13 protein-coding genes and 1 pseudogene are annotated in these 15,646 nt (G+C 42.5%); 9 read left to right on the top strand and 5 right to left on the bottom strand.

All coding sequences use genetic code 11. The annotated features are described in order from the left end of the window. Positions 1 to 34 precede the first annotated feature (34 nt). The 7 genes and pseudogenes from GTK07_RS05555 (at position 35) to GTK07_RS05525 (ending at position 5,330) form a co-directional block, all read left to right on the top strand. The gene (locus tag GTK07_RS05555) at positions 35 to 1,561 is read left to right on the top strand and encodes a carbon-nitrogen hydrolase family protein (RefSeq protein WP_163633882.1); all 1,527 of its coding nucleotides are present in this window, start codon (positions 35 to 37) and stop codon (positions 1,559 to 1,561) included. A 94-nt stretch (positions 1,562 to 1,655) separates the two neighbouring features. Next, positions 1,656 to 2,159, top strand: coding sequence for a hypothetical protein (locus GTK07_RS05550; protein WP_163633880.1), 504 nt, complete (start codon positions 1,656 to 1,658; stop codon positions 2,157 to 2,159). 76 nt (positions 2,160 to 2,235) lie between these two features. Then, a complete protein-coding gene (locus GTK07_RS05545; RefSeq protein ID WP_163633878.1) occupies positions 2,236 to 2,628 on the top strand; it encodes a VOC family protein in 393 nt (130 codons plus the stop codon). A gap of 63 nt (positions 2,629 to 2,691) precedes the next feature. Continuing rightward, positions 2,692 to 3,863 (top strand): annotated as a pseudogene (locus tag GTK07_RS05540) (DmpA family aminopeptidase). A gap of 4 nt (positions 3,864 to 3,867) precedes the next feature. Continuing rightward, the gene (locus GTK07_RS05535) at positions 3,868 to 4,488 is read left to right on the top strand and encodes a DUF2306 domain-containing protein (RefSeq protein WP_163633876.1); all 621 of its coding nucleotides are present in this window, start codon (positions 3,868 to 3,870) and stop codon (positions 4,486 to 4,488) included. A 57-nt stretch (positions 4,489 to 4,545) separates the two neighbouring features. Continuing rightward, entirely contained in the window at positions 4,546 to 4,935 is a 390-nt protein-coding gene (locus tag GTK07_RS05530; protein ID WP_163633874.1) for a DUF1801 domain-containing protein, read from the top strand. A 53-nt stretch (positions 4,936 to 4,988) separates the two neighbouring features. Next, the gene (locus GTK07_RS05525; protein WP_163633872.1) at positions 4,989 to 5,330 is read left to right on the top strand and encodes an MmcQ/YjbR family DNA-binding protein; all 342 of its coding nucleotides are present in this window, start codon (positions 4,989 to 4,991) and stop codon (positions 5,328 to 5,330) included. Between the two features lie 65 nt (positions 5,331 to 5,395). Here GTK07_RS05525 and GTK07_RS05520 read toward each other — a convergent pair whose 3' ends face one another. The 3 genes from GTK07_RS05520 to GTK07_RS05510 all read right to left on the bottom strand — a co-directional run bounded on the left by GTK07_RS05520 (position 5,396) and on the right by GTK07_RS05510 (position 10,028). Next, positions 5,396 to 6,655 (bottom strand): cysteate-C-fatty acyltransferase, encoded by a 1,260-nt coding sequence (locus GTK07_RS05520; protein WP_163633870.1) that lies wholly within the window; start codon positions 6,653 to 6,655, stop codon positions 5,396 to 5,398. Positions 6,656 to 6,778: 123 nt separating this feature from the next. Further along, a complete protein-coding gene (locus GTK07_RS05515) occupies positions 6,779 to 7,819 on the bottom strand; it encodes a cysteate synthase (RefSeq protein ID WP_163633868.1) in 1,041 nt (346 codons plus the stop codon). Positions 7,820 to 7,889: 70 nt separating this feature from the next. After that, positions 7,890 to 10,028 carry a S9 family peptidase gene (locus GTK07_RS05510; protein ID WP_163633866.1) on the bottom strand — a complete coding sequence of 713 codons (2,139 nt, stop codon included), beginning with the start codon at positions 10,026 to 10,028 and terminating at the stop codon, positions 7,890 to 7,892. A gap of 167 nt (positions 10,029 to 10,195) precedes the next feature. On the opposite strand from GTK07_RS05510, the gene GTK07_RS05505 reads away from it, so the two are divergent. Continuing rightward, positions 10,196 to 10,522 (top strand): YbaB/EbfC family nucleoid-associated protein, encoded by a 327-nt coding sequence (locus GTK07_RS05505; protein WP_163633864.1) that lies wholly within the window; start codon positions 10,196 to 10,198, stop codon positions 10,520 to 10,522. 21 nt (positions 10,523 to 10,543) lie between these two features. On the opposite strand, the gene GTK07_RS05500 is transcribed toward GTK07_RS05505, so the two are convergent. Together GTK07_RS05500 and GTK07_RS05495 are read right to left on the bottom strand one after the other, a co-directional pair. Next, positions 10,544 to 11,569 carry a threonine aldolase family protein gene (locus tag GTK07_RS05500; protein ID WP_163633862.1) on the bottom strand — a complete coding sequence of 342 codons (1,026 nt, stop codon included), beginning with the start codon at positions 11,567 to 11,569 and terminating at the stop codon, positions 10,544 to 10,546. 11 nt (positions 11,570 to 11,580) lie between these two features. Continuing rightward, a complete protein-coding gene (locus tag GTK07_RS05495) occupies positions 11,581 to 13,983 on the bottom strand; it encodes a zinc-dependent metalloprotease (protein ID WP_163633860.1) in 2,403 nt (800 codons plus the stop codon). 193 nt (positions 13,984 to 14,176) lie between these two features. Here GTK07_RS05495 and GTK07_RS05490 point away from each other — a divergent pair, with 193 nt between their 5' ends. Beyond that, a complete protein-coding gene (locus GTK07_RS05490) occupies positions 14,177 to 15,643 on the top strand; it encodes a circularly permuted type 2 ATP-grasp protein (RefSeq protein WP_163633842.1) in 1,467 nt (488 codons plus the stop codon). The last annotated feature ends 3 nt before the right edge of the window (positions 15,644 to 15,646 follow it).

Below are 15,646 nucleotides of genomic sequence, written 5' to 3'. Positions count from 1 at the left end.
GCATGAAAAATCTGAAACACAAATATAAATACTTATGGAGCTAAGCGATATCGACAATATTGAATTACAGTATCTTCAGTTTGGGGATTATTTGGAAATCAAGGATGTAATGGTATCCGCATATTCCAACATGCCCGGGGCATATTGGGGAGAGGAGCACATCAGTGCACTGCTCAAAAAGTTCCCCGAAGGTCAGGTTGTGATCAAGGTAAATGGCCAGATTGCCGGTTGCGCCCTGTCCATAATCGTGGATTATGACAAATATGATGAAAACCATACCTATCGTGAGATCACTTCCAACTACACTTTTAATTCCCATACCTCGGACGGTGATGTACTTTACGGGATAGATGTCTTCATAAAGCCTGAATTTAGAGGGTTTAGGTTGGGAAGAAGACTTTATGATTACAGAAAGGAACTTTGCGAAAAACTGAACCTAAAAGGTATTGCCTTTGGAGGAAGAATTCCCAACTATCACAAATATTCCAACGAAATCAGCCCTAAGGAGTACATAGAAAAAGTGAGAAGAAAGGAAATTCATGATCCTGTACTGAACTTCCAAATTTCCAATGATTTTCACCCTGCCAGGATCATGAAGGGGTATTTGGAAGGCGATGCCGCTTCAAAAGAATTCGCCGTACTGCTGGAATGGGACAACATCTATTATGAAAAGCCCGCTAAAAAGGCGGCCACCAAAAAGAAAGTGGTCCGGTTGGGATTGATACAATGGCAAATGAGGCCTTATCGAGATATTGAATCCTTGCTCCAACAAGCCGAATATTTTATTGATGCCGTATCGGGCTATCGTTCAGATTTTGCACTTTTCCCTGAGTTTTTCAATGCTCCATTAATGGCCCAAAACAACCACCTGGGAGAAGCCGAGGCCATTAGGGAACTTGCAAAGCATACCAGTGAAATTGTGCAAAAGTTTTCTGATTTTTCCATTTCATACAATATCAACATTGTTGCGGGAAGTATGCCGGAAATCATTGATGGCAAACTCTACAATGTGGGCTATTTATGCAAGCGAAACGGAACCGTTGAAAGGTATGAAAAATTGCATGTAACCCCCGATGAGGCCAAGGTTTGGGGAATGCAGGGCGGAAACGAGCTCAAGGTATTTGATACGGATTGTGGTAAGATCGGGATCTTGATCTGCTATGATTCCGAATTCCCAGAACTGAGCAGACTGCTTGCAGATGAAGGAATGGACATCCTTTTTGTACCTTTCTTGACGGATACACAAAACGGTTACTCCAGGGTTAGGAACTGTGCCCAGGCAAGGGCCATTGAAAATGAATGCTATGTGGCCATTGCGGGAAGTGTCGGTAACCTGCCCAATGTACATAACATGGACATTCAATTTGCACAGTCCATGGTGTTCACACCTTGCGATTTTGCCTTTCCTACCAATGGAATAAAAGCAGAGGCCACGCCAAACACAGAAATGATCTTGATTGCCGATCTGGACATCGACCTACTCCGAGAGCTACATCGATTTGGAAGCGTACGTAATCTTAAAGACAGGAGAAAGGATCTTTTTGTGTTGAAAAAGAAATAGTCATCAAAAATCGATTTATTCCTTAAAATTGAAGATGCTGAAATAGCGTGAATAGTTTGGATTTGAAATCATCCAAAAAAGTCTAAATTGCCTAATGGTGAATAATACTTGGAATTGGAGAGTAAGGTTATTAGAAAAAACAATGGGGAGCAAGGCGATAAAAATCATAGGTGCAATAAGTATCTTATTTGTTTTTTCCTGTAAAACATATACCATTCCCGTTGATAGTTTCAGGGAACAAATGATTGGAGCCAAGCCAGAAAATAGGGTTGCAGTGGAAATTAATAACCCATTGTTTTATGAAAACATCAAATATTATTCAAATAACATAAGTCGGCTTACAGTATTTGACAAGAAAGGAAATGAATCATATTTGGATATTTCTCCAGCTATAGAAATGAGGGTTACGCACAAGAATGGCGAGAAATATATACTCTATTTTGATACCGTGATCTTAGAAAATGACACTCTCAAAGGTGGTCGGTCAAGATTTGCACAGGGACTCACCAGAGCAATTCCACTGGACAGTATTGTCAAAATTGAAGTTCAGGATGGGGGAAAGAAATTTGGATATCAAAAGCAGTCCAATATAAATTGAGTTTACATCTTTAAATTCAATCAGTTAACAATTAAGAAGCTACCTTTAGTAAATATTGTTTTAAATTGAATTTATCATGTCCCAAGAAGTATCAATTACCCATTTCGCCCCCGAACTGCACATACCAAAAGGAACATTCCAAATCGATTTTTACTCCAAGTGGGGAGCTGTTGAACATTTTTGCTTCCGTAATGAGGATGGAAGTATCCATGTGGCTGAGCTTGATTTTGACGGGGCCATTTTTCATGTACATGAAACTATGCGTGGCAATGCCTTGGAGCCCAAGAGTGCCATGGGTGTAACCACTGTTATTGGCTTATTTGTTCCTGATGTGCAAAAAGTGATGGATAGAGCCATAACGGCAGGGGCCATATTGGTCAATCCCACCACGGACCACGATTATGGATATCGCCAAGGTATGTTCCAAGACCCATTCGGGCATTTTTGGCAAATCCAGAAGAAAATATAAGTAGTCAACCTTGTACTACCAAAGGTAAAAACTTGTAGATTAGGTATATAAATAACCAACCTCATGAAACAAGTACTACCCTTGATAGCCTTGCTGATCATATCCATAAGCCATGCCCAAAAACCTCGTGCCAGAGATTTGGGGATTCCTTTTGTAGGTGAACCCGGAAAATTCAATGCCATCACCGATGTTAAAGGTGTAGAAGTAGGGTATTCAACCCTCATTTCCGGTGAAGGGGAAAATATTTTGGGAAAAGGTCCCGTCAGAACTGGGGTCACTGCCATTTTTCCAAGGGGGAAAGCGAAAAAATTCAGCCCAGTGTATGCCAATTGGCACAGTTTGAACGGTAATGGGGAAATGACAGGTACCACTTGGGTAACCGAATCCGGCTTTTTGGAAACCCCGATCATGATCACCAATACCAATAGTGTTGGGGTAGTTCGTGATGCCGTTCTCAAATGGTTTGTGGATACGGATTGGTACCGTGGTGAAGAATGGTGGTATACCTACCCTGTGGTGGCCGAAACCTATGACGGCTTTTTAAACGACGTTTATGGCTTTCATGTAAAGGAAGAGCATGTGTTGGAAGCCATCAACAATGCCTCTTCGGGAAAAATTGCAGAAGGTAATGTTGGGGTGGTACAGGCATGTTCACCTTGGGATTTAAAGGAGGTACTGGTACTGCTTCCAGGGTTTTTCAAATAAACGATTCCACTTACACATTAGGAGCCATTGTGCAGGCCAATTTTGGCGCCAAATACAATTTATCCATTGCCGGTGTGCCTGTGGGCAAGGAACTTCAAGACTACCAAAGCTATATTTATAAAGGAGATCCGGAATCTAGACGAAAGGATGGCGATGGTTCCATCATCGCTATTGTTGCTACAGATGTTCCACTTCTGCCCCATCAATTAAAGCGAATTGCACAGCGAGTTGCCCTTGGTGTGGGAATTATGGGAGGACGAGGAAGTAACGGTTCTGGCGACATCTTTTTGGTATTTTCCACTGCCAATGAAAGCGCTTTTAATAGGGATTCCATAACCTCGGTTGAAACCATGTCGAACGATTTACTCCTACCTGCATATGAGGCCACAGTGCAGGTCATAGAAGAAGCCATTGTTAATGCCATGATTGCTGCGGAAACCATGGAAGGCATACACGGAAATACGGTTTTTGCCATTCCGCACGACAAATTGATTGAAATCCTGAAGAAATACAACCGTATAAAGGAATAGTTGCATGAATACATGGAAAAAAGTAAGACCAAAGGTATTTTGGTTGTCGATTATAGTGTTGAGTGCCTATTATTTGTACCGTGCCATTCTTTTTCGGTTTTTCAACGAAGGTACGGGACCAACGTTTTGGAACAAGCAATTCTTGTTTGTTTTCCATCTTTTTACCACTCTGGCGCCATTGATTTTAGGCCCGATACAATTTTGGAATAAATTTCGGATTCGGTATGTGGAATGGCATCGCCTTCTTGGGAAAATTTACATCGCGGGATCCTTATTAGGAGGATTGACCGCACTGATTTTGGGCATCACGCAACCGTATGAAGGTTCCATTGTACCCGTTGTCATTTTGGGCCTGCTTTGGCTGTTCATGACCACTTCCGCTTGGGTGACCATTAAAAGAAAGGATATTAAAAACCATCGGTTGTTCATGATACGGAGTTATACTTTGGCCTTAACCTTTGTGGTGCTTCGGTTATTGGGAGACCTTGTTTATAAGGCTAATCTTTTATTTTTTATCCAAAGTGAAGAAGTCAAAGATGCAACCTATGAATGGATGAGTTGGGTTTTACCCCTTTTGATTGTTGAGCTTTGGATTTCATGGGTGCCTGCACTTAAAAAGAGATAGGTCAACAAGTTGGCGGACAAAAACAACAACACATCAAAATTGTAAATTCAAAGAACAATGAACAAAAACCAGGACGTCACCACTTTTTTAGACCAACAGAACCATCCGTTGCGGACGGAGATAGAACAATTACGAGAATTACTATTGAAGGCGGAACCCAAACTCCATGAAAATGTAAAATGGAACGGCCCAAATTACTGCATTGGCGATGCTGACCGGATTACTATGAAAATTCAACCGCCAAAACAAATCCAATTGATTTTTCATCGAGGCGTGAAAAAACTGGAACAACCCAAGCAACGATTGTTGACCTCCAGTTCAAAATTACTCCTTTGGAAAGAAAATGACAGGTCAGTGGCATCTTTTAAAAACCAAAATGAAATTGAAAACAGTGCCTCTGAATTAAGGGATATCATTAAGGATTGGATCAAAGTAACAATGGAATAAAGAGAAAATAGATACTCTATAAGAGGCAATACTCCATTTGACTATCTTGTAACATGACTTTTGAAGAATTCAAATCCATTGTTTTTTCCTTTCCTGAAGTTCAGGAGGCACCACATTTTGAAAAGACCTCCTTTCGAGTCAAAAATAAGATTTTTGCCACTTATGATTCCAGTAAATATACTGCCACACTGAAGATATCAGAAGTGGATCAAGATGTTTTCACCAAAATGAGTCCAGGAAAAATTTATCCCGTACCAAATAAATGGGGAAAACAAGGATGGACGATTGTGGAATTGGGATCCTTGGAAAAAGATATATTAAAAGATGCTTTGACCTGCGCGTACTGCGAAGTGGCCCCTAAGAAATTGGCTGTTTTGGTTCGACGAGATTTATGACAATAAAAAAACCGTACAGTTGATGAACTTGTACGGTTTTCTTTTGTATGTTTTTTTTTGGATAATTATTCTCCCATCGCGGCAGAAACCGCTGCGGACAATCGCTTGTAAGTTCCGTTTTCCAAACGTTCACGAATGGATGAAAAGGCATCCAAAGTTTCAGCAATATCTTCCATCGTATGTGTGGCCGTCGGAATCAAACGCAACAGAATCAATCCTTTTGGAATTACCGGGTACACTACAATGGAACAGAAGATCCCATGATTCTCGCGAAGGTCTTTTACCAAGGCCATCGCTTCTGGAATACTACCGTTCAAGTAAACCGGGGTCACACAACTGGTGGTGGTACCAATATTAAAACCACGTTCCTTAAGACCATTTTGAAGTGCATTCACATTGTCCCAAAGCTTAGCCTTCAACTCTGGTTTGGAACGCAACATATCCAAACGCTTCAGGGCGCCTTTAACATAGATCATTGGCAACGACTTGGCGAACATTTGCGATCTAAGATTGTATTTCAAATATTCAATGATTTCCTTATCGGCGGCCACAAAAGCACCAATACCGGCCATCGATTTGGCAAATGTGGCCAAGTACACGTCGATTTCATCCTGCACACCTTGCTCCTCACCTGCCCCTGCACCGGTTTTGCCCAAAGTACCAAATCCATGGGCATCATCGACCATAAACCTGAAATTGTATTTTTTCTTCAAGGCTACAATCTCTTTTAGGATACCCTGCTCCCCGCGCATACCAAATACCCCTTCAGAAATTACAAGGATACCACCACCGGTCTCGTTGGCCATTTTGGTGGCACGTTCCAAGTTTTTCTCCAAACTTTCGGGATCGTTGTGCTTGAAGGTAAAACGTTTGCCCATGTGCAAACGGACACCATCTATGATACAGGCATGACAATCCACGTCATACACAATAATATCATCTTTGGAAACCAAGGCGTCAATGACGGACATAAATCCTTGGTACCCGAAGTTCAACAAATAGGCAGCTTGTTTATGGACAAAGGCAGCCAATTCCTTTTCCAATTGTTCGTGATAATCGGTATGTCCACTCATCATACGTGCCCCCATGGGATAGGCGGCACCGTGCTCCATGGCGGCTTCCCCGTCCACTTTTTTGATTTCCGGTAGACTGGCTAGCCCCAGATAGTCATTGATACTCCACGTTATGACATCCTTTCCTTGGAACTTCATGCGGTTGGAAATGGGTCCTTCCAATTTCGGGAACACAAAATATCCTTCGGCCTGCGAAGCCCATTTTCCCAATGGTCCCTTGTTCTCAATGATTCTATCGAATAAATCTCTCATCTACCTTAAATTTGATTCAATTGCAAAAGTATATATTTTTACGTTGCTCGCATAACGAATTTTCAGCATAAAAAAACGGCAATGTATTGCATTGCCGTTCCTAATATTATAGCGAAATAAACATTACTTGATGTATTCTATCTTTTCAGGTACTTCCGCATCCTGGATGTCAAAAAAGCCTTGATTTTCCATCCATTCGTTACTATATACCTTGCTCATATAACGTGAGCCATGGTCTGGGAATACCACCACCACATTGCTGTCGGAAGTAAACTCGCCCTCAGTGTCCAACTGGAACAGAGCCTGCATGGCGGCACCACTGGTGTAGCCTGCAAAAATACCTTCGGTATGGGCCAACTTGCGGGCCATATGGGCACTTTCTCCATCGGTTACCTTTACGTAACGGTCTATACTGTTGAAGTCCGTTGCGGCAGGAATCAGGTTTTTACCCAATCCTTCAATTCGGTATGGATATACTTCGTTATGGTCGAACTCTCCAGTTTCGTGATATTTTTTCAATACAGATCCGTAGGCATCAACACCCAAAACCTTCACGTTCGGGTTCTGCTCTTTTAGATAACGGGCAATACCGGATATGGTACCACCGGTTCCACTACAGGCAACCAAATGCGTGATCTGCCCATTGGTCTGTTCCCAAATTTCAGGACCCGTGGTCTTGTAGTGGGCATCAATGTTCAGTTCATTGAAATATTGGTTGATGTATATGGAATTATCCGTTTCACTATGCAAACGTTTGGCCACTTCATAATACGATCGCGGATCGTCCGCGCTCACGTGCGCAGGGCATACGTATACCTTGGCTCCCATGGAGCGAAGCATGTCGATTTTATCCGGCGATGACTTGGAGCTAACGGCCAAAATACATTTATAACCTTTAACAATGCTAACCATGGCCAAGCTAAAGCCTGTGTTTCCAGATGTTGTCTCTATGATGGTACTGCCTGGTTGCAGGATGCCTTTTCTTTCCGCCTCCTCAATGATATGGACCGCAATTCGGTCCTTTGAGGAATGTCCAGGATTAAAAGCTTCCAGTTTGGCATAGAAGTTTCCGGTAAGTGGGGCTGTAATCTTGTTAAGCTTGACTAAGGGGGTACTTCCAATTAGGTCTAGGATACTGCTATGAGCATTTATCTGTTTCTTCATAACTGGTATTAGGTAGGGAACATTTTCTAAAGATAAGAAAAATGTTCCCTGCAAAAGTAATATTTTATTTTTAAAGGGCTTTTCCTTCGAGGTCTAAAATGAAGGCATATTCCTTTGCGGTTTCCTTTAAAGCCTCAAAACGACCAGATGCACCGCCATGTCCGGCATCCATATTGGTGTCCAGAAATAGCTGGTTGTCATCCGTTTTATACTCCCTTAGCTTGGCAACCCACTTGGCAGGTTCCCAATATTGTACCTGCGAATCGTGTAATCCGGTGGAGACATATAAGTTGGGATATGCCTTGGCTTCCACATTGTCATAAGGGGAATACGATTTGATATAATCATAGTATTCCTTGTCATTGGGATTGCCCCATTCGTCATATTCGCCTGTTGTCAGTGGAATGGTGTCATCCAACATGGTGGTGACCACATCCACAAAAGGTACGGCAGCGATTACCCCGTGATACAATTCAGGGGCCATGTTGATCACGGCTCCCATCAACAATCCACCTGCAGAACCGCCCATGGCATACAAATGCTCGGGGCTGGTATAATTTTGCTCGATCAGGAACTTGGACACATCAATAAAATCGGTAAAAGTGTTCTTTTTGGCCAACAGCTTTCCATCCTCGTACCAAGGTCTTCCCAAATATTCGCCACCCCGAATATGGGCAATGGCGTAAATAAAGCCGCGATCTAACAAACTCAAACGTACCGAGGAAAAATAGGGGTCAATAGTAGCCCCATAGGATCCATATCCATATTGTAACAATGGACTGGTACCATCTAGCGGGGTGTCTTTGCGGTATACCAATGAAATGGGCACTTTTTTACCATCCCTTGCCGTGGCCCAAAGGCGTTCGGTCTTGTAATTGTTCTTGTCGAACTTTCCCCCCAATACTTCCTGCTCCTTCAACACCTTTTTGGTCTTGGTCTCCATGTTGAAATCGATCATCGCATACGGGGCACCCATTTCATTATAGTAGTAACGGAGTTCCTTGGTGTCAAAATCCAAGTTGGTAGAAGGTCCGGCCACATAGGTTTCACTTTCAAAAGGAAGGTAATAACTATCGGAACCGTCCCATTTGGAGATTTTCATTTGGTTAAGGCCATTTTCCCTTTCAGATAGCACATAATAATCCTTGAAAATCTCAATATCCTCCAACAATACTTCTTCACGGTGCGGAATAAATTCTTTCCAATGCTCGGAAGTGGTGTGCTCCTCATCGGTCTTCATCAACTTAAAGTTGGTAGCACCGTCTTTGTTGGTCAACACATAAAAATTGCCATCATAATGCGAAATGGAATATTCCACCCCTTTTTCACGGGGAGAAAAAATCTTGAATTCCCCATTAGGATCATCGGCATTCAAAATTCGGTATTCGGTGGTCAGGGTACTGCCTGAACCGATTACAATGTACTTTCTGGATTTGGTCTTGTATACAAAGGTATTGTAGGTGTCGTCCGTTTCCTCAAAGACCAACACATCATCTTCCGAAGGGGTTCCCAGTACGTGCTTGAAAATACGGTCTGAACGCAGGGTCACAGGGTCCTTTTTAGTATAGAAAAGGGTTTTACCATCGCTGGCCCAAACAGAACTTCCTGTGGTATTATTGATGATGTCTGGATAAATTTCTCCTGTTTTCAGGTTTTTGAACTGGATGTTGTACTGACGTCTAGAAATGGTATCCGTAGCAAAAGCTGCCAAAGTATTGTCAGGAGTCACCGAAATTCCCCTTAGATTGAAAAAATCGTGCCCTTCGGCCATTTGGTTACAATCGAACATCAACTCCTCCTCTGCATCCAAATTTTCCTTTTTTCTGGAATGGATAGGGTACTCCTTACCTTCTTCATAACGGGTAATGTACCAATATCCGTCCAGTTTGTAGGGCACGGAGGAATCATCCTCCTTGATCCTTCCTTTCATTTCCTTGTACAGTTCTTCCTGAAAGGGAATGGTATGCGCGGTCATTTTTTGGTAATACTCGTTCTCGGCATTCAAATAGTCCAGAACCTGTTGGTCCTCCCTATTGTTCATCCAATAATAATCATCGATCCGTACATCGCCGTGCTTTTCCAACTTGGTTGGATGCTTGGGGGCCACTGGTGGGGCTATGTTCATTGATTCTTCTTTACTGTTCTTGCAAGAACTTGCAAAAATAAGGCATAAAACCAGAATATGAATTCTAGAAATAGTGTGTTTCATCCGTTTATAGGTTTTAGCCAATTTACTACTTTTGAGATTAGGTATAACGAAGAGTACGGATTAGTTGCCCTTAACGCGGTAGAACGGTCTATTAAGATGTCTCGCTTTCGCTCGACATGACAAGTGAGTGGGATTTTGAAAAAAAATCAATTTAAAATTTTGAAATTATGTTTGGAGATATCATGGGAATGATGGGTAAATTGAAGGAAACCCAGAAAAAAGTAGAGGAAACCAAAGCACGTTTGAACACTGTATTGGTGGATGAACAGTCGGCCGATGGGTTGTTGAAAGTGACCCTGACCGCCAACCGCGAAATTAAATCCATATCCATTGACGATTCCCTATTGGAAGACAAAGAGCAATTGGAAGACTACTTGATCCTTACCTTGAACAAGGCCATTGCAAAAGCCACCAATATCAACGAAACCGAATTGGCCGCCGTTGCCAAGGAAGGTATGCCCAACATTCCGGGGTTGGACTCCTTTATGAAATAGTGTTGGTCAACGACCAGTTTCTCAACCAATCCTATTAAGGATTTTCAAGAAATGGGCGTGCATGTCATCCGTATAATCCAGATGGGTGACGATACGCAGTTTCCCCTGCCCCATTCCAATAATGGAAACTTGGTTTTGGCTTAATTGTTCCAAGAAAGTCGCAGAGGACATTTTGGTTTCATCAATCTCGAAAATAATGATGTTCGTTTCAATGGGCTCCACTTTTTTGATGAAATCCAAAGTAAAGAGCACTTCCCCTATTTCTTCCGCTTTGCGGTGGTCTTCGGCCAATCGTTCAATATGATGGTCCATGGCATAAATACCTGCGGCGGCCAAAAAGCCTGATTGTCGCATACCTCCGCCAAATACCTTACGAATGCGAAGGGCTTTGTTAATATGCTCCTTACTGCCAACCAATACAGAACCTACGGGGCAACCCATACCCTTGCTCAAACAAACACTGATGGTATCGAACAACTTGCCATAGGCTTTGGGGTCCTCCCCTTTCTTGACCAAAGCGTTCCATAATCGGGCGCCATCCAAATGGTATTTGAGATTATGGTCTTTACAGACTTTGCCAATTTTTTGTAGCTCCGTAAAATCCCAGCAAGCTCCACCGCCTTTGTTCGTAGTATTTTCAATGCTTACCAAAGTGGTCAATGGACTATGATAAAAATCGGGAGGATTAATGGATGCTTCCACTTGTTCCGCGGTCATCATGCCCCGATTTCCATCCACCAGTTTACAGGAAACCCCACTGTTGAAACTGACACCACCCCCTTCATAGTTGTAGATATGGGCGTATTTGTCACAGATCAATTGGTCCCCTGGTTGTGTGTGGATTTTGATAGCCGTTTGGTTGGTCATGGTCCCACTTGGAAAAAACAGGGCCGCTTCCATGCCAAAGTATTTGGCAACTTTGGCTTCCAGTTCATTTACCGTGGGGTCGTTCTTAAAAACATCATCGCCCACCTTGGTGTGCATCATGGCCTCCAACATGCCCGGTGTGGGCTTTGTGACCGTATCACTGATTAAATTTATTTCCATGCTGATGTTAACTAGTCCATACAATCCATTCCGATGGGTGAACCATCAGGAATTTGAGGCACTTCAATAAGTTTAAATTTGGAAGGTTCTTTCATGAAATCATCGATTCGCTGAACCATTTCTACAGCGATAGCATTCTTGCCGTTACCTAGCAATTGTACCTTCAAATTCTTCAAAGCTTCCAAAGCAATGGCATTTACTTGTGGATGTACATCCGTATGGGCCGCTAAGTTCATGATATGGTAAAGTACCCTAAAATTGACGGTGTTCTGTACTTCTTCCTCATAATCATCCTTGTGTGAAAGGTCAAAAGTACCCTTAATGGTTTCGTCCAACACTTCTTTTAATCCCATTTGATTTTTATCCAAGCTTTTTTGTTGGATCAATCGGGAAGCACGCTCAGGATGCAATAATAAACCAAGCGTCATGTCAGCTGCGGTCTCAGCTGCGGAAAGGGCATCAAAACTTACCCCAGTCCTACCTTTAAAGGATTCCCTTGTGCGTGGAAAACCAACGGCCCTTGGTGGAAAAAGATCCAATTTATCCTTTGGAACAGCGATTACTTCTGCATCCAATGTTTTCAATATGGATTTCATGGCTTGCTCCTGAACAGCAGCATTGATGGGTTTCACGGCAAATTCACCTCCGTCCTTTACGGCATAATTGTAATCCAAACCACCAATAATCTTGGATACCGCTTCGGCCTGATATCTGTGGAAGAAATAGATGGGTACAAATACATCTTCCAAGGTGGAATAGGCCTCTCCACTTCTAATATTGTCTATGGAAAAGTTATTGATGGCTTTTTTGCGGATCTCCAACATGCTCTCCAATTCTTGACTGGCACTTTTACCATTGTCCCACAAGTGGGCCAACAAATGTGCACCACCTGTTGGGCGGGCATCTTGATCGGAGATATAACGCAAACCATCATCTTGGGCTTTTTTCAAAATGGCATTCAATGCTTCTTTCTCATTGGTTCCCGTTGGAAAATCAGAATAGGAATAGGCAACAGTTACCTTGTCCCACGCGCCAATTCCTGTTTCGTATGCATTGGCAAAACTGATGTTGTTCCCTTCCAGTTTAAATTGTGGGTGTGGATAATCCATTACGGAGGATTTATCGATGGGGCTTGCTGCAAAATTATGTGCAAATCCGAGGGTATGACCAATTTCATGGGCAGAAAGTTGCCTGATCCTGGCCAAGGCCAAATCCAACATGGGCTGGTAGTTATCATCGCGTTCCGCAAAAGGTTTGTTCATTAAGGCTTGAGCGATCATAAAATCTTGACGGATCCGTAAACTACCCAAACTTACGTGACCTTTAATGATCTCTCCAGTACGTGGATCGGTAACACTGCTACCATAGCTCCATCCCCTGGTGGAACGGTGCACCCACTGTACCACATTGTACCGAACATCAAGGGGGTCGGCATCATCGGGCAATATCTTCATTTGAAAGGCGTCCTTGTATCCGGCTGCTTCAAAAGCTTGGTTCCACCATTTGCCCCCTTCCATCAAGGCGGAACGGATGGGCTCCGGGGTACCATTATCCAAATAATAAATAATCGGTTCCACCGCTTCGCTCACCGCAGCACTTGGGTTTTTCTTCTCCAACCGATGTCTTCTGATGAATTGCTTCAAAATGGGTTCTTGAACCGGGGTGGCATAATCGTAATACGAAAATGGATAGGATCCACTTCGCGGGTCAAAATCCCTTTTTTCATATTTATTATCCGGCAACTCCACAAGGGAATGGTGTTGTGCCACGGTCACCAAACTGGGGTCTGGGGTTACGGAACGGATCCAAGCCCCTTCCGGATTACCTTTAAAGGTAAGGGTTACATCAAACTCCACATTTTTAGGGAACGCCTTGGTACGCTCAAAGGCCAAGGCACTCTTACTGGCATCCACGCTATAAGAGCCTTGTTTGGTTCTTTTTAATCTATCGGACACACCGTGGGCATCACGCATTAAAAACTCAGTAAAATCAATGAGGTAGCTTCCTTTGGATTCCTCCTCAATTTTAAACCCGTGCATTACGGATTTGGCAAAGGCCTGTTCCACGGACTTGCGTTCCAGTTCATTATCTGTAATGGCCCTAAAGGTCAAATTGGGTTGTACCAACAACAGTTTATTGCCTGCTTTTTTGAAGAACACCACTTGCTCGTTCCCCAACTGTCCCCGGTCCAAACCGATATCATTACTGCCGATCCCACTGCTTAAGGAGTAGACGTATAAGAAATCCTTTTCCAGATCGTCTACCTGTAGATAAATCTTATCGGTTTTGTCGTCATAGAAAAAATTGAAATAACCATTAAATTTTTGAAAATCCTTGGTCTTTTCAAAGGTTTGTGCACTTAATACGGAACAAACGGAATAAAATAATGCAATGAGGATAGTTGAGTTCTTCATGTTGGTTTTAAATAGACCTTAAAAGTATGGATTTCATTTTAAAAAACATCCTCATTATGAAGAGTTGGACATAAAACCCATTTTGGCAAAAATTAAGGTCAATTTTTATCTGTTTTCCTTTTTTCGATCAACATTTTTATACAATGTTCATTTCATAAAAGATTGAAAATCCATACTTTAATAAAAAAAGAATATGGGGCCAGATACAGATAAAACCATCTTTTCCAGTTATGTAAGAAAAGAAGGGCTATTCGACGAAGTCTTTGGTAAGGACGGCAACGTTAAATCGGTGTACCAGAAGCTCTTGGATCTCTACGGGTCACGGTCCATTGATGATTATGTTACCCTGAACAATAAGGCAAAATCTTCCTTTTTTAATCAAGGAATCACTTTTCAGGTATACGGGGATAAACAAAGTCAGGAGAAAATTTTCCCATTTGACCTATTTCCACGTATCATCGACCCCAAAGAATGGGAAATCATTGAAAAAGGAGCCATACAAAGAAGTCTGGCCCTGAACCATTTTTTGTGGGACGTTTATCATGACAAGAAAATAGTTAAGGATGGTATTGTTCCTATAGAACTTTTAAGTTCTTCCCCCAACTATCTGCATCAAATGATGGAGGTTGACCCACCAAGCAAAATTTATAACCATATTTCCGGTACGGATATTATCAAACATTCCGATGGTGATTATTATGTTTTGGAAGATAACATACGGTGTCCATCCGGGGTCAGCTATGTGATTTGCAATCGAACCGCCCTCAAACGTGCTCTTTTTGGCGTATTCAACCATTATAAAACACATACGGTAACCGATTATGCCGAGAATTTGCTCAACCTATTGGAAAGTGTAAAACCCCCAGGAGTGGATTCTCCTGTATGTGTGGTCATTACCCCAGGTATGTTCAATTCGGCCTATTATGAGCACTCCTATCTGGCCAAGGCCATGGGCGTTGAACTGGTGGAAGGTAGAGACCTTTTTGTGGAAAACGATTTTGTCTACATGAAAACCACCCAGGGTCCTGTTCGTGTCGATGTAGTGTATCGTCGTATTGATGACCTTTTTATTGATCCCATGGAGTTTCATCCCGATTCTACATTGGGCGTTCCTGGGTTGTTCGCTGCCTATAGAAAAGGAAATGTGACCTTGGCCAATGCCCCAGGAACTGGAGTTGCGGACGATAAGGCCATCTACACCTATGTTCCGGATATCATTAAATATTATTTGGACGAAGAACCTATCCTTAAAAATGTACATACCTATCATTGCAGCAGACCTGATGAGCTGCAATACGTCCTGGAACATATCAGCGAACTGGTCATAAAACCTGTAGATGAGGCTGGAGGTTATGGCATTTCCATCGGAAACAAACTTACCAAGGAAGAAATTGAGCAAGTTAAGGTCAAATTAAAGGCCAATCCAAGAAAATTTGTGGCACAGCCCATCATGTCCTTGTCGGTACACCCTACCTATATAGACCAAAAAGAATCTTTTGAACAACGGCACATTGATCTGCGGACCTATACCGTGTTGGGCCAGGACAAACAATTCGTATTGAAAGGTGGATTGACCCGAGTGGCATTGCAAGAAGGGAATTTGATCGTAAACTCTTCCCAAGGTGGAGGTTCCAAGGACACTTGGGTTTTAAAACAATAAGAA

This window comes from Flagellimonas sediminis, assembly GCF_010500845.1.
Lineage (GTDB): Bacteria > Bacteroidota > Bacteroidia > Flavobacteriales > Flavobacteriaceae > Flagellimonas > Flagellimonas sediminis.
The sequence above is the reverse complement of the archived record's forward strand: the minus strand, read 5'-3'. Positions and strand labels throughout refer to the sequence as shown.

Bases quoted from the DNA above. Each gene is read 5' to 3' on its own strand.
- GTK07_RS05490 (WP_163633842.1), top strand. From the start codon at position 14,177: ATGGGGCCAGATACAGATAAAACCATCTTTTCCAGTTATGTAAGAAAA.
- GTK07_RS05515 (WP_163633868.1), bottom strand. From the start codon at position 7,819: ATGAAGAAACAGATAAATGCTCATAGCAGTATCCTAGACCTAATTGGA.
- GTK07_RS05500 (WP_163633862.1), bottom strand. From the start codon at position 11,569: ATGGAAATAAATTTAATCAGTGATACGGTCACAAAGCCCACACCGGGC.
- GTK07_RS05520 (WP_163633870.1), bottom strand. From the start codon at position 6,655: ATGAGAGATTTATTCGATAGAATCATTGAGAACAAGGGACCATTGGGA.
- GTK07_RS05545 (WP_163633878.1), top strand. From the start codon at position 2,236: ATGTCCCAAGAAGTATCAATTACCCATTTCGCCCCCGAACTGCACATA.
- GTK07_RS05505 (WP_163633864.1), top strand. From the start codon at position 10,196: ATGTTTGGAGATATCATGGGAATGATGGGTAAATTGAAGGAAACCCAG.
- GTK07_RS05535 (WP_163633876.1), top strand. From the start codon at position 3,868: ATGAATACATGGAAAAAAGTAAGACCAAAGGTATTTTGGTTGTCGATT.
- GTK07_RS05525 (WP_163633872.1), top strand. From the start codon at position 4,989: ATGACTTTTGAAGAATTCAAATCCATTGTTTTTTCCTTTCCTGAAGTT.
- GTK07_RS05555 (WP_163633882.1), top strand. From the start codon at position 35: ATGGAGCTAAGCGATATCGACAATATTGAATTACAGTATCTTCAGTTT.
- GTK07_RS05495 (WP_163633860.1), bottom strand. From the start codon at position 13,983: ATGAAGAACTCAACTATCCTCATTGCATTATTTTATTCCGTTTGTTCC.
- GTK07_RS05510 (WP_163633866.1), bottom strand. From the start codon at position 10,028: ATGAAACACACTATTTCTAGAATTCATATTCTGGTTTTATGCCTTATT.
- GTK07_RS05530 (WP_163633874.1), top strand. From the start codon at position 4,546: ATGAACAAAAACCAGGACGTCACCACTTTTTTAGACCAACAGAACCAT.
- GTK07_RS05550 (WP_163633880.1), top strand. From the start codon at position 1,656: ATGGTGAATAATACTTGGAATTGGAGAGTAAGGTTATTAGAAAAAACA.